The 17,383-nt window shown below is 67.2% G+C and carries 20 protein-coding genes and 4 tRNA genes; 19 read left to right on the forward strand and 5 right to left on the reverse strand.

The window, feature by feature from the left end; translation table 11 throughout:
• Nucleotides 1-125: 125 nt before the first annotated feature.
• The 11 genes from ACTJLF_RS10380 (at nt 126) to ACTJLF_RS10430 (ending at nt 10,953) form a co-directional block, all read left to right on the forward strand.
• A complete protein-coding gene (locus tag ACTJLF_RS10380) occupies nt 126-1,451 on the forward strand; it encodes an aromatic ring-hydroxylating dioxygenase subunit alpha (RefSeq protein ID WP_440883028.1) in 1,326 nt (441 codons plus the stop codon).
• Entirely contained in the window at nt 1,448-1,912 is a 465-nt protein-coding gene (locus ACTJLF_RS10385) for an aromatic-ring-hydroxylating dioxygenase subunit beta (protein ID WP_132754678.1), read from the forward strand. Before ACTJLF_RS10380 ends, ACTJLF_RS10385 begins: the two co-directional genes overlap by 4 nt.
• A 58-nt stretch (nt 1,913-1,970) precedes the next feature.
• Nucleotides 1,971-3,134, forward strand: coding sequence for an ABC transporter substrate-binding protein (locus ACTJLF_RS10390; RefSeq protein WP_019654674.1), 1,164 nt, complete (start codon nt 1,971-1,973; stop codon nt 3,132-3,134).
• Between the two features lie 34 nt (nt 3,135-3,168).
• Entirely contained in the window at nt 3,169-4,224 is a 1,056-nt protein-coding gene (locus ACTJLF_RS10395; RefSeq protein ID WP_440883029.1) for a branched-chain amino acid ABC transporter permease, read from the forward strand.
• Nucleotides 4,221-6,008: a branched-chain amino acid ABC transporter ATP-binding protein/permease gene (locus ACTJLF_RS10400; protein WP_019654676.1), complete on the forward strand. Its 1,788-nt coding sequence runs from the start codon at nt 4,221-4,223 to the stop codon at nt 6,006-6,008. The genes ACTJLF_RS10395 and ACTJLF_RS10400 overlap by 4 nt, the downstream gene beginning before the upstream one ends.
• A gap of 82 nt (nt 6,009-6,090) precedes the next feature.
• Nucleotides 6,091-6,822 carry an ABC transporter ATP-binding protein gene (locus tag ACTJLF_RS10405; protein ID WP_019654677.1) on the forward strand — a complete coding sequence of 244 codons (732 nt, stop codon included), beginning with the start codon at nt 6,091-6,093 and terminating at the stop codon, nt 6,820-6,822.
• Nucleotides 6,812-8,401 (forward strand): ATP-dependent acyl-CoA ligase, encoded by a 1,590-nt coding sequence (locus tag ACTJLF_RS10410; protein WP_132754672.1) that lies wholly within the window; start codon nt 6,812-6,814, stop codon nt 8,399-8,401. Before ACTJLF_RS10405 ends, ACTJLF_RS10410 begins: the two co-directional genes overlap by 11 nt.
• A gap of 2 nt (nt 8,402-8,403) precedes the next feature.
• Complete coding sequence (locus ACTJLF_RS10415; protein WP_440883030.1) at nt 8,404-9,156, forward strand: SDR family NAD(P)-dependent oxidoreductase; 753 nt, start codon at nt 8,404-8,406, stop codon at nt 9,154-9,156.
• A 53-nt stretch (nt 9,157-9,209) separates the two neighbouring features.
• Nucleotides 9,210-9,986, forward strand: coding sequence for an SDR family NAD(P)-dependent oxidoreductase (locus ACTJLF_RS10420; protein WP_440883031.1), 777 nt, complete (start codon nt 9,210-9,212; stop codon nt 9,984-9,986).
• Complete coding sequence (locus ACTJLF_RS10425) at nt 9,983-10,516, forward strand: MarR family winged helix-turn-helix transcriptional regulator (protein ID WP_132754666.1); 534 nt, start codon at nt 9,983-9,985, stop codon at nt 10,514-10,516. The genes ACTJLF_RS10420 and ACTJLF_RS10425 overlap by 4 nt, the downstream gene beginning before the upstream one ends.
• Before the next feature lie 2 nt (nt 10,517-10,518).
• Nucleotides 10,519-10,953: an acyl-CoA thioesterase gene (locus ACTJLF_RS10430; protein WP_440883032.1), complete on the forward strand. Its 435-nt coding sequence runs from the start codon at nt 10,519-10,521 to the stop codon at nt 10,951-10,953.
• A 7-nt stretch (nt 10,954-10,960) separates the two neighbouring features.
• Here ACTJLF_RS10430 and ACTJLF_RS10435 read toward each other — a convergent pair whose 3' ends face one another.
• Nucleotides 10,961-11,356 (reverse strand): hypothetical protein, encoded by a 396-nt coding sequence (locus ACTJLF_RS10435; RefSeq protein ID WP_440883033.1) that lies wholly within the window; start codon nt 11,354-11,356, stop codon nt 10,961-10,963.
• 154 nt (nt 11,357-11,510) lie between these two features.
• On the opposite strand from ACTJLF_RS10435, the gene ACTJLF_RS10440 reads away from it, so the two are divergent.
• From ACTJLF_RS10440 to ACTJLF_RS10460, 5 genes are all read left to right on the forward strand, one after another.
• Nucleotides 11,511-11,714, forward strand: coding sequence for a hypothetical protein (locus ACTJLF_RS10440; protein ID WP_126185418.1), 204 nt, complete (start codon nt 11,511-11,513; stop codon nt 11,712-11,714).
• A 378-nt stretch (nt 11,715-12,092) separates the two neighbouring features.
• Nucleotides 12,093-12,169: transfer RNA gene (locus tag ACTJLF_RS10445), tRNA-Arg, on the forward strand.
• Nucleotides 12,170-12,218: 49 nt separating this feature from the next.
• A complete protein-coding gene (locus tag ACTJLF_RS10450; protein ID WP_440883034.1) occupies nt 12,219-12,422 on the forward strand; it encodes a short-chain dehydrogenase in 204 nt (67 codons plus the stop codon).
• A gap of 31 nt (nt 12,423-12,453) precedes the next feature.
• Nucleotides 12,454-12,527: transfer RNA gene (locus ACTJLF_RS10455), tRNA-His, on the forward strand.
• A gap of 57 nt (nt 12,528-12,584) precedes the next feature.
• Entirely contained in the window at nt 12,585-13,148 is a 564-nt protein-coding gene (locus tag ACTJLF_RS10460) for an HNH endonuclease (RefSeq protein WP_019654685.1), read from the forward strand.
• A gap of 97 nt (nt 13,149-13,245) precedes the next feature.
• Here ACTJLF_RS10460 and ACTJLF_RS10465 read toward each other — a convergent pair whose 3' ends face one another.
• Nucleotides 13,246-13,422 (reverse strand): hypothetical protein, encoded by a 177-nt coding sequence (locus tag ACTJLF_RS10465; protein WP_019654686.1) that lies wholly within the window; start codon nt 13,420-13,422, stop codon nt 13,246-13,248.
• A 258-nt stretch (nt 13,423-13,680) separates the two neighbouring features.
• Between ACTJLF_RS10465 and ACTJLF_RS10470 the strand changes: the two genes are divergently transcribed.
• Nucleotides 13,681-14,097, forward strand: coding sequence for a hypothetical protein (locus ACTJLF_RS10470; RefSeq protein ID WP_440883035.1), 417 nt, complete (start codon nt 13,681-13,683; stop codon nt 14,095-14,097).
• A gap of 126 nt (nt 14,098-14,223) precedes the next feature.
• Here ACTJLF_RS10470 and ACTJLF_RS10475 read toward each other — a convergent pair.
• Nucleotides 14,224-14,299 (reverse strand) — tRNA-Lys (locus tag ACTJLF_RS10475).
• 141 nt (nt 14,300-14,440) lie between these two features.
• Between ACTJLF_RS10475 and ACTJLF_RS10480 the strand changes: the two genes are divergently transcribed.
• Nucleotides 14,441-15,148 (forward strand): SDR family NAD(P)-dependent oxidoreductase, encoded by a 708-nt coding sequence (locus ACTJLF_RS10480; protein WP_126185420.1) that lies wholly within the window; start codon nt 14,441-14,443, stop codon nt 15,146-15,148.
• A 50-nt stretch (nt 15,149-15,198) separates the two neighbouring features.
• On the opposite strand, the gene ACTJLF_RS10485 is transcribed toward ACTJLF_RS10480, so the two are convergent.
• Nucleotides 15,199-15,274: transfer RNA gene (locus ACTJLF_RS10485), tRNA-Ala, on the reverse strand.
• A gap of 91 nt (nt 15,275-15,365) precedes the next feature.
• On the opposite strand from ACTJLF_RS10485, the gene ACTJLF_RS10490 reads away from it, so the two are divergent.
• The gene (locus ACTJLF_RS10490; protein WP_440883036.1) at nt 15,366-16,232 is read left to right on the forward strand and encodes an alpha/beta hydrolase; all 867 of its coding nucleotides are present in this window, start codon (nt 15,366-15,368) and stop codon (nt 16,230-16,232) included.
• A 9-nt stretch (nt 16,233-16,241) separates the two neighbouring features.
• On the opposite strand, the gene ACTJLF_RS10495 is transcribed toward ACTJLF_RS10490, so the two are convergent.
• On the reverse strand, nt 16,242-17,219 hold the full coding sequence (locus tag ACTJLF_RS10495) for a GMP reductase (protein ID WP_126185422.1): 978 nt from the start codon (nt 17,217-17,219) through the stop codon (nt 16,242-16,244).
• Nucleotides 17,220-17,383 lie beyond the last annotated feature (164 nt).

The following is a 17,383-nucleotide window of genomic DNA, read 5'->3' on the forward strand; positions in this document are numbered from 1 at the left end:
GCTGCGCGCACTGCGTGTCGCTTCGCCAACCCCCGACCGGGGGCAACACCGGTGGCCCGGCGAGGCCGGTTCCACGGTGGTGTTTCGCGAAGTAGCGCAGCGCTACCCGAGTCAGGAGTAAGTCCATGAACACTTATCGCAATCGCCCCGATCTCGTCGCGGCGCTGGTGCAGGACGACCGGGTCCACCGCGACCTGTACCTCAGCGAGGAGCTTTTCGCGCTGGAGCAGGAGCACCTTTTCGCCGGCACCTGGGTCTTCCTGGGCCATGCGAGCCAGATGCCGCAGCCCGGCGACTTCGTGACGCAGGAGATCGCCGGGCGGCCGCTGCTCATGGTGCGCCAGCCCGATGGCGATGTGCACGTGCTCTACAACCGCTGCGCCCACAAGGGCACGCAGCTGGTGACGGACGAGTGCGGCAACACCGGCCGCTTCTTCCGCTGCCCGTATCACGCCTGGACCTACAAGCTCGACGGCGCGCCGCTCGGCCTGCCGCTGAAGAACGGCTACGAGGGCACGCAGCTCAAGGCCTGCGAGTCGGGGCAGGGGCTCTCGGTGGTGAAGAACGTGAAGGTGTACCGCGACTTCGTGTTCGTGCGGCTCTCCGACACCGGCCCTTCGTTCGACGAGTACTTCGGCGAGGTGCTGGGCGCCATCGACAACATGGTCGACCGTTCGCCCGAAGGCAAGCTCACGGTGGGCGGCGGCGTGCTGCGCAACATCGTCCACTGCAACTGGAAGATGTACCTGGAGAACATCAACGACACGGTGCATCCGATGTCCACGCACGAGTCGGCCACCAAGGCGGCCGAGGCGCTGTGGGAGGGCCATGCGCCCACCGACCCCAAGCCGATGGCGATGGAGCAGATCCTGCCCTTCGGCTCGGGCTATGAGTTCTTCGACCGGATGGGCGGACGCGTGTTCGCCAACGGGCACAGCGTGCTGGGGGTGAACTTCAGCATCCACTCCAATTACGCGCAGCTGCCCGAATACGAAGCCGCCTTGCGCGCCGCGCACGGTGAGGCGCGTGCGGCCGAGATTCTTCAGCGCTCGCCGCAGAACTCGGTCTTCTTCCCGAGCCTGTCGGTCAAGGGCTCGCCGCTGGCCATCCGCGTGATCCGCCCGCTGGCGGCCGACCGCACGCTGATCGAGGCCTGGAGCTTCAGCGCCGCCGGCGCGCCTGCGCTGCTCTTCGAGCGGGCCATGAGCTACAACCGGCTGGTGTTCTCGCCGATGTCGGTGGTCGCGCACGACGACGTGCACCTGTTCGAGAGCATCCAGCAGGGCCTGCGTGCCGGCGGCAACGAATGGGTGAGCCTGCATCGCAACTTCGATCCGGCCGAGAAGCAGCAGGCCACGATCACCACCAACGGCACCAACGAGCTGCTGATGCGCAACCAGTTCCGCGCCTGGGCGAAGGCCATGGCGGCGGGCATGGAGGCCACGGCATGACGGACCCGCGCGATTTCGTCGCCCACGAGGCGGCGCTGCTCGACGAACGCCGCTTCGACGACTGGCTGGCCCTGTTCTCCGAGGACGGCCATTACTGGGTGCCGCTGCTCGGCGCGGCGCAGGCCGATCCGTTCTCTCACAACTCGCTGGCCTACGAGGACCGGCTTCTGCTGCAGCTGCGCGTGGAGCGTCTGAAGAACCCGCGCGCGCATTCGCAGCACCCCGCAAGCCACAGCCAGCATGTGCTGCAGCCCTCGCGCATCGAGCGCGAGGAGGGCGACGAAGCGTGGCTGCGCACGCCGTTCCTCTATGTCGAGGCGCGCGGCGAAGGCCAGCTGCTGCTCAGCGGTACGGCGCGCCACCACCTCGTTCGCACATCGACGGGATGGCTGATCCGCGAGAAGCGCGTCGACCTGCTCAATGCGGAGCGAGCCTTGCCGGCCATCCAGCTGTTCATCTGATCGCACGAGTTACCCACCCACCTCTGTCCATTCCAACCATCCTCACCGGAGCTACGACATGAAGAGCCTGATGCAGACCTTGACGCGCGGTGCCCTTGCCGCCGCGCTGACCGCCTGTGGCATTGCCAGCGCCATCGCCGCCGACCTCAAGGTCGGCCTGAGCGTGTCGCTGTCGGGGCCGAATTCCTCGCTGGGCGTGCCCTATGCCAAGGGCATGCAGGCCGCGCTGGCCTACAAGCCCGAGGTGAACGGCCGCAAGATCCAGCTCGTCGTGCTCGACGACGGTTCCGACCCGACCACGGCCGGGCGCAACGCGCGCAAGCTGATCGAGGAGGAGAAGGTCGACGTGCTCATGGGCACTTCCGGCGTGCCCGCCGCCATCGCGATGGCGCAGGTCGGCAAGGAAGCGAAGACGCCCCTGATCGGCCTCACGCCCATCCTGCTGGACGCCAACGACAACCCCTGGGTGATGACGGTGGCCCAGCCCACGCAGTTGATGATCGACGCGGTGGTCGAGCGCATGAAGCGCAACAACGTGAAGACCGTGGGCTACATCGGTTTCTCCGATGCCTGGGGCGACCTGGTATACGAGGCGCTGATGAAGGCCGCGCCCGCCGCCGGAATCAAGGTGGTGAGCAACGAGCGCTACGCGCGCTCCGACGCCTCGGTGACCGGCCAGGTGCTGAAGATCGTGGCGCTGCGCCCCGACGCGGTGATGACCGGCGGCGCCGGCACGCCCGGCGCGCTGCCTTTCCTGGCGCTGCAGGAGCGCGGCTTCAAGGGCGGCGTGTACGGCCAGCACGGCCTCATCAACCCCGACTTCGTGCGCGTGGTCGGTGCTGCCGGCCAGAACGCGCTGATGCCGACGGGCCCGGTGATCGTCGCCGAGCAGCTGCCGGCCGACTACCCGACGAAGAAGATCGCGACCGACTTCCGTGCCGTCTTCCAGAAGGTCAACAACGCACCGACCAGCGATGCCTTCTCTGCCTATTCCTTCGACGGCTGGCTGGTGTTCGCCGACGCGGCATCGCGCGCGATGAAGAAGGCCGAGCCGGGCACGCCCGAGTTCCGCGTGGCGCTGCGCGACGCCATCTTCAGCACCAAGGAAGTGGTGGGCACGCACGGCGTCTACACCTTCAAGCCCGGCAGCCTCTACGGCGTGGATGAACGCGCCCGGGTGATCGTCAAGCTCGACAACGGCCAATGGAAGCTCGCACCTTGAACCTCCTGCCTTCGACTCTGCGGAGGGCCGCGCGATGACCTGGGACGTGGCCCTCATCCTCATCACCGACGGCCTCGCCAACGGTGCCATCTACCTGCTGGCCGGCCTCGGGCTGGTGCTGATCTTCTCGGTCACGCGGGTGGTGTTCGTGCCCTTCGGCGACATCGCGGCCTTCGCGGCGCTGTCGCTCGCGGCCTTCGAGACCGGCCGCGTGCCGCCGACGATCGGCATGGTCGCGGTGCTCGCTGCGCTGGCGCTTGCCACCGAGATCGGCAGCCTGGTGCGGCGCGGCGAGACCGCGCGCATTCCGAAGGCGGTGCTGACCTGGGGCGTGCTGCCCGCCATTCCTTGCGCGCTGGCGTGGCTCGCAGCCCGGCCCGGCGTGCCGGTGGCGGTGCACATCGCGGTGGCGGTTCTGCTGGTGGTGCCCATCGCGCCGCTGCTGGCGCGGGTGGTTTTCCAGCCGATCGCCGATGCCTCGGTGCTGGTGCTGCTGATCGTGTCGCTCGCGCTGCACTTCCTGCTGTCGGGCCTGGGCCTGCTGTTCTTCGGGCCCGAGGGCTCGCGCACCACGCCGCTGACCAGCGCCGTGTTCACGCTGGGCGAGGGCTTCACAGTCAGCGGCCAGGTGGTGCTGATGGTGGGGGCGGCCATCGTGCTGAGCGGGCTGTTCTTCCTGGTGTTCGAGCGCACGGTGGCCGGCAAGGCGCTGCGCGCGACGGCGGTGAACCGCGTGGGCGCGCGGCTGGTCGGCATCCGGCCGGTGCGCACGGCGCTGCTGGCGTACGGCTGCGCCTCGCTGCTGGCGGGCCTGATCGGCGTGCTGATTGCGCCGGTGACGACGATGTATTACGACTCGGGTTTCATCATCGGCCTGAAGGCCTTCGTGGCCGCGATCATCGGCGGGCTCGTGAGCTACCCGATGACGGCCGTGGGCGCGCTCGCGGTCGGCGTGGTGGAGAGCTTCGCCTCGTTCTGGAGCGGCGCACTGAAGGACGTGATCGTGTTCAGCCTGCTGATCCCGGTGCTGATGCTGCGCTCCTTCGCGGCCGCGCATGCCGAAGAGGAAGAAGACGAGGTGGACGAATGAACGGCAATCGCAAGCGCATGGCGTGGATCGCCGGGCTGGTCGTGGTGCTGGCGCTGGTGCCGGTGTTCGCGGGCAGCTTCACCGTCTCGCTGCTCAACGACATCGGCATCGGCGCGCTCGTGGCGCTGGGGCTGGTGCTGCTGACCGGCGTGGGCGGCGCCACCTCCTTCGGGCAGGCGGCCTTCGTGGGCATCGCGGCCTACGCGACCGCGTGGCTCACCACCACGCAGGGCATGTCGCCCTGGCTCGGGCTGTTGTTCGCGCTGCTGCTCACGGGGCTGTCGGCATTGGCCATCGGCATGCTCACGCTGCGGCTGGGCGGGCACTTCCTGCCGCTGAGCACCATCGCCTGGGGGCTCTCCATCGCGATGCTGTTCGGCAACGTGGATGGCCTGGGCCGGCACACGGGCCTGTCGAACATACCGGCGCTGCAGATCGCGGGCTGGTCGCTGGCCGATCCGCGTGCGATGTACTTCCTGATCTGGACGGTGGTGGGCCTGGCCTGCCTGTTCAGCCACAACCTGCTGCAGTCTCGGCCGGGGCGTGCCATCCGCGGGCTGCGCGGCGGTGCGACGCTGCTGGCGAGCGTGGGCGCCGATGCATATCGCGTGCGGCTCTCGCTGTTCGTCACCGCGGCGCTGCTCGCGGGGCTGGCGGGCTGGCTCTACGCGCACATGAACCGCTTCGTGAGTCCGTCGCCCTTCGACGTGCGCGCCAGCATCGAGTACTTGCTGATGGCGGTGGCCGGCGGCCTGGGCCAGCTGGGCGGAGCGCTCGTGGGTGCCGCGCTGGTGCTGGTGCTGAAGAACGGCCTGCAGGACGTGCTGCCGATGCTCACGCAGCGCGCCGGCCAGCTGGAGGCGGTGGCCTTTGCCGCGCTCTTCATCCTGCTGCTGCACTTCGCGCGCGGTGGCGTGATGGGGCTGCTGCGCCGCTGGACGCGACGCCGCGCCGGCGCGCGCGGGCCTTCGCGCCACGAAGGGCCCGCAGTCGAACCGCTGCCCAACCGCACGCTGCCCGCGCGCGGCTCGCCCGTGCTGTCGGTGAACGGCGCGGTCAAGCGCTTCGGCGGCCTCGTGGCGGTGAACGACGTGAGCTTCGACGTGAAGGCCGGCGAGATCGTCGGGCTGATCGGGCCGAACGGCGCGGGCAAGTCGACCATGTTCAATCTGCTGACCTGCACGCTGCCGATGAGCTCGGGCCAGGTGCGCTTCCTCGAGCACGACATCGCCGGCATGCCGCAGCGCGAGGTGGCGCGGCTGGGGCTGGCGCGCACCTTCCAGCACGTGAAGCTGCGCCCGCACATGAGCCTGCTCGACAACGTGGCGCTGGGTGCGCATTCGCGCACGCGCTCGGGCATCCTGAAGGCGGGCCTGCGGCTCGATCGCACGGAAGAGCAGCAGATCCTGCAGGAAGCACAGCGCCAGCTCGACCGCATCGGCCTGGGCGACCGCGCGCACGAGCAGGCGGGCAGCCTGCCGCTGGGCACGCAGCGCATCCTGGAGATCGCTCGCGCGCTGGCCGCCGACCCGGTGTTGCTGGTGCTCGACGAGCCCGCGGCCGGGCTGCGGCGCAAGGAGAAGATGGCGCTCGGCGACCTTCTGCGCAAGCTGCGCGAGGAAGGCGTGACCATCCTCATCGTGGAACACGACATGGACTTCGTGATGAAACTGGTGGATCGGCTGGTGGTGATGAATTTCGGCTCCAAGCTCGTGGAGGGCGTGCCGTCGGCGGTGCGTGCCGACGAGCGCGTTCAGGCGGCCTACCTGGGGAGCGTCGTATGAGCGCCCCACGACCGCCCGAAGGCACGGACCCCCGTCAGGGGGCGCGTGAAGTACACGAAGCGACGAGCATGGGGGTGTCGGTATGACAGCGATGCTCGAGATCGGCGACCTGCATGTCTCCTATGGACAGGTGGAGGCGGTACGCGGTGTGTCGCTCGACCTTCAGCCGGGCCAGATCATCTCGGTGATCGGCCCCAACGGCGCGGGCAAGACCACGCTGCTGGCCGCCGCCATGGGCCTGCTGCCGTGCAGGGGCACGCTGCGCTTCGAGGGCGAGGACCTGCAGGGGCTGGACGTGGAGGCGCGCGTGGAGCGCGGCCTGTGCCTCGTGCCCGAGAAGCGAGAGCTCTTCGGCGAGCTCACCGTGCTCGACAACCTGCAGCTCGGCGCATTCGCCAAGCGGCTGCGCGGCGATGCGATGAAGAAGCGGCTGCAGTCGGTATACGACCGCTTTCCGCGTCTGGCCGAACGCCGCTCGCAGCGCGCCGACACGCTCTCGGGCGGCGAGCGCCAGATGCTGGCCGTGGGCCGCGCGCTGATGTCGGCGCCACGCCTGCTGATGCTCGACGAGCCAAGCCTCGGCCTGGCGCCGCTGATCGTGCGCGACATCCTGGCGATCGTGCGCAAGCTGCGGGAGGACGGCGTGTCGATCCTGCTGGTGGAGCAGAACGCGCGCGCCGCGCTCGAAAGCTCCGACCACGGCTATGTGCTGGAGACGGGCGAGATCGCGCTCTCCGGGGCCTCCGCCGAACTGGCGAGCGACTCGCGGGTGCAGGCGACCTACCTCGGCGGGGGCACGCACGATGACGACTGAACCCCGCGCCGTGCCGCCCGCGCAGCGCACGCTGCCGGCGATGCTGCAGCGGCAGGCCGGGCTGTTCGGCTCGCGCGCGCTGCTGAAGATCGCGGGGAGCGAGTGGACGCATCGCGATGCGGCCCGCGTCGCGGCGGCGCGGGCCGGCGCGCTGGCGGCGGCCGGCGTGTTGCGCGGCGATCGCATCGCGGTGATGTGCGGCAACCGCGTCGAGTTCCTCGAGAGCTTCCTGGGCGCGGGATGGCTGGGGGCGTCGACGGTGCCGGTCAATACGGCGTCGATGGGGCCGCAGATCGAATACTTCCTCGCGAACAGCGAGGCGAAGCTGCTGGTGATCGAAGGCGCCTTCCTGGAACGGCTCGCGGCGGCGGACCTGGGGCGCACCGCGCTGCGGGAGATCTGGGTCGTCGGCGAGATCGCCTCGGGTGCCTGGCAGGCGCCTGCGGGCGTGCGCGTCGTGGCGTATCCCGCGCATGGAGAACCCGTCGAGCCGGCACCCGTGCAGCCCGGCGACGCACTCGCGATCCTCTACACCTCGGGCACGACCGGGCCCGCCAAGGGCGTGGTCTGCCCGCACGCACAGTATTTCTGGTGGGGGGTGAACAGCGCGGAGGTGCTCGGCGTGGGCGCCGACGACGTGCTTTGCACCACGCTGCCGCTCTTCCACATCAACGCGCTCAACACCTTCGCCCAGGCCGCTCTGACGGGCTCGCAGGTCGTGTTCGAGACGCGCTTCTCGGCGTCGGGCTTCTGGCCGACGATGCGCGCGAGCGGGGCGACTGTGGTCTACCTGCTGGGCGCGATGGTGCCGATCCTGCTGGCCCAGCCCGAAGGTGGCGGGGAGCGTGACCACCGCGTGCGCATCGGACTGGGGCCCGGCGTGCCGGCCGCCGCCGGAGCCGCGTTCAAGGCGCGCACGGGCGTGTCGCTGCTGGAGGGCTATGGCTCGACCGAGACCAACTTCGCCATCGCCACCGCACCGGATTCGCCGCGCGGCGGCGTGATGGGCTGGCTGCGCCCGGGTTTCCAGGCGCGCGTGGCCGACGAGGACGACGTGGCCCTGCCGGCCGGCGAGGCGGGCGAACTGCTGCTGCGCGCCGACGAACCCCATGCCTTCGCGAGCGGCTACTTCAACATGCCGGAGAAGACGGTCGAGGCCTGGCGCAACCTCTGGTTCCACACCGGCGACCGCGTGGTGCGCGATGCGGACGGGGCCTTCCGCTTCGTCGACCGCATCAAGGACGCGATCCGGCGGCGCGGGGAGAACATCTCCTCGTTCGAGGTCGAGCAGGTGCTGCTGAGCCATCCAGGCGTGGCTTCGTGCGCGGTGTATCCCGTGCGCTCCGAACTCGCCGAGGACGAGGTGATGGCCGCGCTGGTGGCCCGCGATGGCGCGGCCATCGACCCTTCCGAGCTCGCGCGCTTCTGCGAGGGCCGGCTGCCGTACTTCGCCGTGCCGCGGTACATCGACGTGCTGGCCGACCTGCCGCGCACCGAGAACGGCAAGGTCCAGAAGTTCAAGCTGCGGGAACGCGGCGTGGGGCCGCAGACCTGGGACGGCCGGCCCGCGAAGGCCTGAGCATGACGAGCCTGGCGCCGCAGCTTCCTCTTTCCGGGCGTGTGGCGTTCGTGACGGGAGCGGGGCAGGGCCTGGGCGCGGCCATCGCGAAGGGGCTGGCACAGGCGGGCGCACGGGTGGCGCTGGCCGACATCGAGCTGTCGTCGACGGTGGCCTTGGCCGACGGGATTGGCGGCCTCGCGCTGCGGCTCGACGTGCGCGACGAAGCGGCATTCCGCCAGTGCTTCGACAGGGCGGTGGCGCATTTCGGCTGTGTCGACATCATGGTCAACAACGCGGCGCGTACGCCATCGACCTCGCTGTGGGACATCACGCCCGAGGAGTGGGACGACGTGCTGGCCATCAACCTGCGCGGCAGCTTCTTCGGCTGCCGCATCGCAGGGCGCCACATGCGCGAGCGCGGCGAGGGGCGCATCGTCAATCTCGGTTCGATGGCTGGGCAGCAGGCGAGCAGCGCGACGGGCGTGCACTACGCGGCGAGCAAGGCCGGGCTGCTGGCGCTGACGCGGTCGTTCGCGCAGGAGCTGGCGCCTCATGGCGTGACGGTGAATGCGCTCGCGCCGGCGGCGATCCGCAGTCCCGCGCTCAATGCCATGGAGCCGGCGAGGCAGCAGGCACTGCAGGCCGGCATCCCGCTCGGCCGCTTCGGACTGGCCGAGGAAGTGGCTGCGGCCGTGATCTACCTGGCTTCTCCTGCGGCGGCCTTCATGACCGGCGCGACGCTGGACCTCAACGGCGGCCGTTTCATGCGCTGACAAGGCTTGCCGGGCCATCCGGTTAAAATGGTTCAGAACTAAATCATTCAGGTATGCAATCAAATTCACTGACTGGCCGGCACGCCCTCGTCACGGGCGCTGCGCGCGGCATCGGGGCGGAGATCGCCCGCACGCTGGCTGCCGAAGGCGCCACGCTGACATTGCTGGGTCGTGACCGCGAGGCGCTGCAGCGGGTGGCGGATTCGCTGGCCGGCAGCGGGCACGGCGTCGTCGCCGCGGACGTGGCGAACCCGCAGGCCGTGCAGGCGGCGTTCGCTGAGGCACGCGCGGCGCGCGGGCCCGTGGCGGTGCTCGTCAACAACGCGGGGGCGGCGGAGAGCGCGCCTTTCCTCAAGACCTCGTTCGAGCTCTGGCAGCGCATGCTGTCGGTCAACCTCACGGGCAGCTTCCTCTGCGCGCAGGCGGTGCTGCCGGACATGCTCGAAGCGGGCTGGGGGCGCATCGTCAACATCGCCAGCACGGCGGGGCAGAAGGGCTACGCCTACGTGGCGGCCTACACCGCGGCCAAGCACGGCGTGGTCGGGCTCACGCGCTCGCTGGCGCTGGAGGTGGCGCGCAAGGGCATCACGGTGAATGCCGTGTGCCCGGGCTATACCGACACCGACATCCTGCGCAACAGCGTCGCCAACGTGGTCGGCAAGACCGGGCGCAGCGAGGCCGATGCGCTCGCGGAGTTCTCCAGCGTCAATCCGCAGAAGCGCATCGTGCAGCCGGCCGAAGTGGCCGATGCCGTGCGCTGGCTGTGCGGCGCGGGCGCTGCATCGGTCACCGGCCAGTCGATCTCGGTTTCAGGGGGAGAAGTGACATGACCACACGCAACGACGCCTCGCATGCCGTGCTGAGCGATGCGGAAGAACTGGGCCACGAGGCCCGCGCCGGCCACGACGACCACGCGGTGCTCAAGCTGTGGCTTCGCATGCTGGCCAGCACCACGCAGATCGAGTCCGAGATCCGCCGCCGCCTGCGCGAGCGTTTCGGCATCTCGCTGGCGCGCTTCGACTACATGGCGCAGCTCTACCGCTACAAGGACGGGCTGAAGATGCGCGTGCTGTCGCGCTACCTGATGGTGACCGGCGGCAATGTCACCGGCCTGACGGACGAACTCGAGCGCGAAGGCATGGTCGCCCGCGCGCCGAGCCCCGACGACCGCCGCGCCTGGATCGTGAGCCTCACGCCCACCGGCCGCCGTACCTTCGAGACCATGGCGAGCGAGCACGAGCAGTGGATCCTCGAGATGTTCTCGGGCCTCGACATGAAGACCGTCAAGCAGCTGCACACGCAACTCGGCCTGCTGCGCGTGCACGTGATGCGCGGCGAACCGGCAAGCGAGGAGGGCTGAGCATGGCCGAGGGCAGCGAGTTCTGCAGGCCGCGGCTGATCCGCTTCTCGGACTGCGATCCGGCGGGCATCGTCTTCTATCCGCAGTACTTCGTGATGCTCAACGGCCTCGTCGAAGACTGGGTGAACGCAGGCCTGGGCCTCAGCTACCACGGGCTGGTGGCGCAGCGGCGCATCGGCCTGCCCACGGTGAAGCTCGAGGTCGACTTCCGAGCGGTGAGCCGCATGGGCGACCAGGTGATGCTGGGGCTGGCCGTGGAGCGCCTCGGTTCCCGTTCGTTGACCTTGCAGGTGCGCTGCTTCGAGCCGGTGAGCGGAGAAGTGCGCATGCAGATGCAGCAGGTGCTGGTGACCACGTCGCTGGACACCCATCGGGCCGTCGCCATTCCGGACGACATGCGCGCGGCCATCGTGCGCAACGCGCCCGCGCTGGGCTGAATCCTCTTCAGGCCGCGGGGTCGCGGCCGGCTGCGGCATCCCGCGCGCGCTTCTTCAGCCAGCCACTGAGCTCTTTCTTGCCCTTGGCATTGGCCGATCGCCATGCCTCACGCGCCGCTGCGATGAAGCGCTCCTCCGCCGCGTCCGGCACTTCGCTGGGCCGGTCTTCCTCGTCGAGCCAGCCGAACTCGACGCCGCAGTGCCTTTCGATCTGCCTGGCCAGGTTGTCGCCAATGGGACGGGAGCTCTTGATCTGGCTCCACATGCTTGGGGAAATCTCGATCTTCTTCGCGAACGCCTGGTCCAGCCCCTTGGCTGGCAAGCCTGCGGCAACGGCCTCTTCGAGAAAGCGGCGGTGCAGTGCAAGCGCATTGCGGCGGCGCGCGACGGTGATATTGGGCACTGTTCAAAAACAACAACAAGACAAAAAAAGATTGTCCCGGTTGTTGACGCCGTCGTAAACACTATTTACAGTTGCCTTCAATCGCGGCCCCAAGCCGTACCTTTTTTCCAACCCCTAACGGCCGACAACGGCAATTTTTGACTCAGGAACCATCGTGAACACCGCACTGATCCTCACCAGCATTCGTCCCGCATCGGGCCGATCGCTCGTGCGCGTCTGGGCGTGCGGTGGTTTCGACGGCATGCCGTCGGTCCGATCGAACCAGCACCAGAGCCACGTGTATTCCACGAAAGCCGCAGCCAGCCTGCGTTTTGGAAAAACCGAGGATCAGGTGCTACCGGGTGGAGGTTGCGCATAGGCGCACACCTTCCAAGCTCTCTCGTTCAGAGGCCCGGAAACCGCAAGGTTCCGGGCCTTTTTGTTTTGTCGTGCAGTTTCTTGTTTGCCATTCCGGGTGTGTCTTCACCACACCGCCAGAGCCCACCGCGTAGACGGTCTGGCGGGATGTGCAGGAATTGATCACTCCTGTGCAGCGACGTCGTACGGGACAGCGCCCAGCGTGCTGTCCGTCGCGTGAGGACACAACCGAAATGGAAAGCGGACTGCCGTTTTCTCGAACGACGACATGACCGAACCCGAGCGGGACGGGGCCATGCAGATGGCCCTCCCGTGGAAACCGGCCGCAAAGATTGGGCGGCGCCGGAACTCGTAACCGGACACTTTTTTGTCTTACGCGCCCGCGTTAGCTCAATGGATCAGAGCACTTGCCTACGAAGCGAGGGGTTGCACGTTCGAGTCGTGCACGTGGGGCCAGATTCTTCTCGTTCCTTTTCCGCTGTCACATCACCAAGGAGTAGTCACCATGCGCAAGCGCAACACCCCGATCCGGATGATCACCGTGCGCCCGGCGCAGCCGCGTGAACGCACCACCATGCTGGCACTTGCCCGGCGCTTCGGTTTCAGCGCCGGAGCACGCCGTGGCGATGAGGGCCAGCCGGGGTGCGAGCCGCAGCAGCCCGACGGACTCGATCTCGACCAGCGCGTCCGCGCAGTCGGCGAGTGGTGAGCCGACAGGCATCCGCTGCTTCTTCTTAACGGTGCGTGTAGCTCAATGGCAGAGCCGCGGGTTGTGGTCCCGCTGACGACGGTTCGATTCCGTTCGCGTACCCCATGGCTTTGTTCCTTCATTCACCAAACCTGCAACCTTCGCCGCGAAAGGAGGCGATTCATGCACCCTCACGTCCTGCAACTCGATATTCAGGGCACGCCGCAAGCCTGGATCTCGCTGGAGCAGGCGGTGTTGCACTACGCGACCGGCTCGGTCGCCTGGGAAGACGGCGACCAGCCGCTGGCCACGCTGCGCGGTGGATTCAACGTAGCGCGCGGCGTGCAGTCGCGCATCGAGGTCGCGCCGATCATCGCGCTGCGCGGCGCATCGAAGATCAACCTCTTCGAGGTGATTCCGAGCGTCACCAAGAGCAAGCTGCTGCGTCGCGACCGCTACACCTGTGCTTACTGCGCAGGCGTCTTCCACGAGCGCGACCTGCAGTGCGAGCACGTGCTGCCCGAATCGCGCGGAGGTCCGTGGACCTGGACCAACCTCGTGAGCGCATGCGCGGTCTGCAACAACCGCAAGGCTGCGCGCACGCCGGAGGAAGCAGGCATGCCTCTGGTCTACCTGCCGTATGTGCCGAGCCGCTACGAGAACTTCCTGCTGGAAGGCCGCAACATCCGCGCGGACGTGCACGAGTGGCTGGCGAAGCGGTTGCCCAAGGGCTCGCGGCTGCAATAGAGGCGGAGCAATGACGGTCTTCCTGGCTCGCGCCCATGAAAAAAGCCCGCTGTCCTTGGGACGGCGGGCTTTTCTTGTTCGTGCGAAAGATCGCTGGTCAGCGCCCGATGCCGAAGAATCGATAGGCGATCACCCCAGCGGCAGCCAGGCCACCGACGATCGCCAGGACGACTCGTGTCGTTCGATTGGAGCCGCGCTTCGAACGGGGCCAGTGGTCCGGCCCGATCAGGTCGATGGGGACGGTGGGTTTGCCTATGTCGGACGCCTTTTCCATGGGAGGCAATATAGCTTACGCCCGAAAGCATGGCTCCGAGCCGGGCACATTCGTCGGCGTTGGACGGCGCGAGTCGAAGCCGGCGTAGATCGCGCAAAAAAATACCCGCATGAGCGGGCCGAACGAGCCTTGACGGCTTCGAAGTTGCTATCCCTGGGTCTTTCTTGTTCGATGCGTGACAGCAGGAGCAAGATGCCACGTCGCATGGAGGCCACTTGTAACTCCGGGGCAAGCGGCATGTAGCTGATGGAGTAAATCGTGAAATATTTCCTCATGAACAAAGAAATCATTCTCGAAAGCTTGAAGCGAGCGTTGGAGAGCTGGGTGCGCAATGCTTCGGCAGCGCAGCTGTGGCAGGTGCATCAGGAGGGCGGGCTTGGCGCGTCGATCGAGGCGGACGAGGACGTGGTGCAGGTGCGCATCGTCCTTGGCGTCGTGAGCGATGCGCTCTCGGAACTCGGCAGGACCGACGGGCGCCTGCCGGTCACAGAGGCCTACCTGGGCACAGCTGCCTGGGGAGCGCCCCCGCCGCAGGGAAACCCCGACCGCGAGCAATGGTTCCTGTCGAGTGAACTGGCACAGGCGCACGCGCGCCAATACTTGGCCGCCGAAGTCGTGGAGAGAGGGGATCTGCTGGAGCGTTGCGTCGACGAGTGGATCGTGCGTCATCAGTAAAGCGCGCCCGAGTCTTGCTCGTGACCTAGCCGCATGTCGGCCGGGCAAAGAAAAAGCCTCCTCGGAATGATCGGAGGAGGCTTAGTCAAAAAAATAGCGCGGAGACCGCGCTATTTTTGGTGTTGGTGGTGGGCCCTGAGTGACTCGAACACTCGACCTACGGATTAAGAGTCCGCTGCTCTACCAACTGAGCTAAGAGCCCTTGCGTTGAAAACGTTTAGTGTTTTCTGGCAAGACCACGAGTATATCCCATAAATCGAGCTTGTCCAAAAAATTTGTGACTTGCAGCGTTAGGATTCGTCATCACCGATGGGGCAGGGCCCCTCAACCCAGGAGAACTTCGATGAGCGACGCCAGCACCACGCCACATATCTTGATCACCGGCGCTGCCGGCGCACTCGGCCGCGCGGTGGCCCAGCACTTCATCGACCAGGGGGCGCGCCTTGCGCTGGTCGATCACCACGCGGGTCGTCTGGCCGAGGTGTTTCCCGGGCTCGACAATTCGCAGCACCTGCTGCTGTCCGGCGACGTGACTTCCACGACCGAGATGGCCGCTCTTGCAGAGCAGGTGCTCAAGTCCTTCGGCCGCATCGACACGCTGGTGCACATCGCGGGTGGCTTCGAGATGGGAGAGGCGACTCACGCGCTCTCCCGCGCAAGCTGGGACCGCATGATGAATCTCAATGCGTGGTCGTTCGTCGCCGTGACGCAGGCGGTGCTGCCTTCGATGATCGGGCGTCGCTCCGGCAGCGTCATCGCCGTCACTGCGAAGGTCGCGGCGCGCGGCGTACCGGCCATGGCTGCGTACATCGCATCGAAGAGCGCATTGCAAAGGCTGGTGGAGGCCATGGCGGCCGAGGCGGCGCCGCATGGCGTCAACATCAACAGCGTGGCTCCCAGCGTGCTCGATACGCCCGCTAACCGGCAGGCGATGCCCGATGCGAACCCCGCCGAATGGGTGTCGACATCGGTCGCCGCGCAGACCATCGCTTTCCTCGCGTCGCCTGGCGCGGCAGCGCTGCATGGGCAGCATCTGACGCTCGATAGCTGAGCCAAAAGAGAAAAGGCCCTGGCGGATGCCAAGGCCTTTTCGGTGTCGGTTGGTGGAGAGGAGGAGGATCGAACTCCCGACCTCCGCATTGCGAACGCGGCGCTCTCCCAGCTGAGCTACCCCCCCAAACGCAAGGCGAATTTTAACCAGAACTCCCGTTTTGGCGCATGCCGCCGTGCCAAGATGCGCGCCTCGTGAAACACGGAGCAAAGACTGCATGGCCTCGTTCGACCCCGCCTGGCTGGAAGGCATGTACAACAACCTCGCGCGGGTCAGGAACCATCCCGCGTATTTCGAGCGCTGGGCGAAGGAATCGGCTGCGGCGCGCGAAGCTCTTCCGGCCCGCATCGACGTGCCCTACGGCCAGGGCGTGAACGAGACGCTCGACATCTTTCCCGCGCCGGTGCCTGATGCGCCGGTGCTGGTCTTCATCCACGGCGGCTACTGGCGCGCGATGGACAAGAAAGACCATTCCTTCATCGCCCCGGCCTTCAACGATCGCGGCATCTGCGTGGTGCAGCCCAACTACGCGCTGTGCCCCGGAACTTCCGAGCGGCCGGTCACGGTGCCCGGCATCATGCTGCAGATGGTGCGTGCGCTCGAATGGACGTGGCGCCACATTGCTGATCACGGCGGCGATCCGACGCGGATCACCGTCGCGGGACACTCGGCGGGGGGACACATGGCGGCAGCGCTGCTGGCCTGCGACTGGAAGGCAGTCGCCCCCGACCTGCCTGCGCATCTGGTGCGCAATGCGCTGTCGATCTCGGGCCTCTACGATCTCCGTCCGCTGCAGCGCACGCCGTTCCTCGAGAACACGCTCAAGCTGACCGACGCCGATGTACTGCGCGCCAGTCCTGCCTTGTGGCCGGCGCCGAAGCGTGGCCAGCTCTATGCGGTTGCCGGCGGCAGCGAAAGCGAGGAATTCATCCGCCACAACGCCATGATCCGCGACGCGTGGGGCCGCAACACCGTGCCGCTGTGCGAGGTGCTCCCAGGGCTCAACCACTTCGACGTGGTGGACGCGCTCGCCGATCCGGCGCATTCGCTGCACCGCCACGCGGTGCAGCTCCTGGAAGCCTGACGGGGGCAGTTACATCAGCAGGTGCTCGCCGGCGTTGTCGCCGCCGAGCGTCACGTAGTTGACCTTGCGGATGTCCATCAGCGCGCGGCCGCCCGCGTAGCTGATCGAGCTCTGGACGTCCTGCTCCATCTCGATCAGCGTATCGGCCAGCTTGCCCTTGATGGGTTCGAGGATGCGCTTGCCCTCGACGTGCTTGTATTCGCCCTTGTTGAAGTCGCTGGCCGAGCCGTAGTACTCCTTGAACAGCTTGCCTTCGACCTCGACGGTCTTGCCGGGCGATTCCTCGTGCCCCGCGAACAGCGAGCCGATCATGACCATCGACGCGCCGAATCGCACGCTCTTGGCGATGTCGCCGTGGTCGCGGATGCCTCCGTCGGCAATGATCGGCTTGGTCGCCACGCGGGCGCACCACTTGAGCGCCGACAGCTGCCAGCCGCCCGTGCCGAAGCCGGTCTTGAGCTTGGTGATGCAGACCTTGCCCGGGCCGATGCCGACCTTGGTCGCGTCGGCGCCCCAGTTCTCGAGGTCGATCACCGCCTCGGGCGTGCCGACGTTGCCGGCGATCACGAAGGTCTTCGGCAGCTTCTGCTTGAGGTAGCCGATCATGTTCTTCACGCTGTCTGCGTGGCCGTGCGCGATGTCGATCGTGACGTACTCGGGCACGAGGCCCTGGGCCACCAGCTGGTCGACGGTGTCGTAGTCCGCCTTCTTCACACCCAGCGAGATGGAGGCGAACACGCCCTTGCCCTGCATGTCCTTGACGAACTTGACGTTGTCGAGGTCGAAGCGGTGCATCACGTAGAAGTAGCCGTTCTGCGCCAGCCACAGGCAGATCGACTCGTCCACTACCGTCTTCATGTTGGCGGGAACCACCGGCAGGCGGAAGCAGCGCTCGCCCAGCGTGACGCTGGTGTCGCACTCGGAACGGCTCTCCACGCGGCACTTGCGCGGGAGGAGGAGGATGTTGTCGTAATCGAAAATCTGCATGACCAGGCTCCTGGAAGGAATCGTTGAGAGGAACGAATGAGCGCTTGGTCCGGCCGGCTCCTGCAGTACGTTTCGCAAAGGAAACGCCCACAAAAAACCGGGCGCAAGAAACTTGGGCCCGGTGATTGATTTTACGCGGACTCGCGAAGTCAGGTCTTCCGCTT

This window comes from Variovorax sp. 22077, from assembly GCF_052044195.1.
GTDB lineage: Bacteria > Pseudomonadota > Gammaproteobacteria > Burkholderiales > Burkholderiaceae_C > Variovorax > Variovorax atrisoli.

What these genes read in the sequence shown, in the direction of transcription:
- ACTJLF_RS10415 (WP_440883030.1), top strand. Translation starts at nt 8,404, where the DNA reads ATGACGAGCCTGGCGCCGCAGCTTCCTCTTTCCGGGCGTGTGGCGTTC.
- ACTJLF_RS10425 (WP_132754666.1), top strand. Translation starts at nt 9,983, where the DNA reads ATGACCACACGCAACGACGCCTCGCATGCCGTGCTGAGCGATGCGGAA.
- ACTJLF_RS10385 (WP_132754678.1), top strand. Translation starts at nt 1,448, where the DNA reads ATGACGGACCCGCGCGATTTCGTCGCCCACGAGGCGGCGCTGCTCGAC.
- ACTJLF_RS10450 (WP_440883034.1), top strand. Translation starts at nt 12,219, where the DNA reads ATGCGCAAGCGCAACACCCCGATCCGGATGATCACCGTGCGCCCGGCG.
- ACTJLF_RS10495 (WP_126185422.1), bottom strand. Translation starts at nt 17,219, where the DNA reads ATGCAGATTTTCGATTACGACAACATCCTCCTCCTCCCGCGCAAGTGC.
- ACTJLF_RS10420 (WP_440883031.1), top strand. Translation starts at nt 9,210, where the DNA reads ATGCAATCAAATTCACTGACTGGCCGGCACGCCCTCGTCACGGGCGCT.
- ACTJLF_RS10405 (WP_019654677.1), top strand. Translation starts at nt 6,091, where the DNA reads ATGACAGCGATGCTCGAGATCGGCGACCTGCATGTCTCCTATGGACAG.
- ACTJLF_RS10380 (WP_440883028.1), top strand. Translation starts at nt 126, where the DNA reads ATGAACACTTATCGCAATCGCCCCGATCTCGTCGCGGCGCTGGTGCAG.
- ACTJLF_RS10395 (WP_440883029.1), top strand. Translation starts at nt 3,169, where the DNA reads ATGACCTGGGACGTGGCCCTCATCCTCATCACCGACGGCCTCGCCAAC.
- ACTJLF_RS10490 (WP_440883036.1), top strand. Translation starts at nt 15,366, where the DNA reads ATGGCCTCGTTCGACCCCGCCTGGCTGGAAGGCATGTACAACAACCTC.
- ACTJLF_RS10410 (WP_132754672.1), top strand. Translation starts at nt 6,812, where the DNA reads ATGACGACTGAACCCCGCGCCGTGCCGCCCGCGCAGCGCACGCTGCCG.
- ACTJLF_RS10430 (WP_440883032.1), top strand. Translation starts at nt 10,519, where the DNA reads ATGGCCGAGGGCAGCGAGTTCTGCAGGCCGCGGCTGATCCGCTTCTCG.
- ACTJLF_RS10465 (WP_019654686.1), bottom strand. Translation starts at nt 13,422, where the DNA reads ATGGAAAAGGCGTCCGACATAGGCAAACCCACCGTCCCCATCGACCTG.
- ACTJLF_RS10400 (WP_019654676.1), top strand. Translation starts at nt 4,221, where the DNA reads ATGAACGGCAATCGCAAGCGCATGGCGTGGATCGCCGGGCTGGTCGTG.
- ACTJLF_RS10460 (WP_019654685.1), top strand. Translation starts at nt 12,585, where the DNA reads ATGCACCCTCACGTCCTGCAACTCGATATTCAGGGCACGCCGCAAGCC.
- ACTJLF_RS10480 (WP_126185420.1), top strand. Translation starts at nt 14,441, where the DNA reads ATGAGCGACGCCAGCACCACGCCACATATCTTGATCACCGGCGCTGCC.
- ACTJLF_RS10390 (WP_019654674.1), top strand. Translation starts at nt 1,971, where the DNA reads ATGAAGAGCCTGATGCAGACCTTGACGCGCGGTGCCCTTGCCGCCGCG.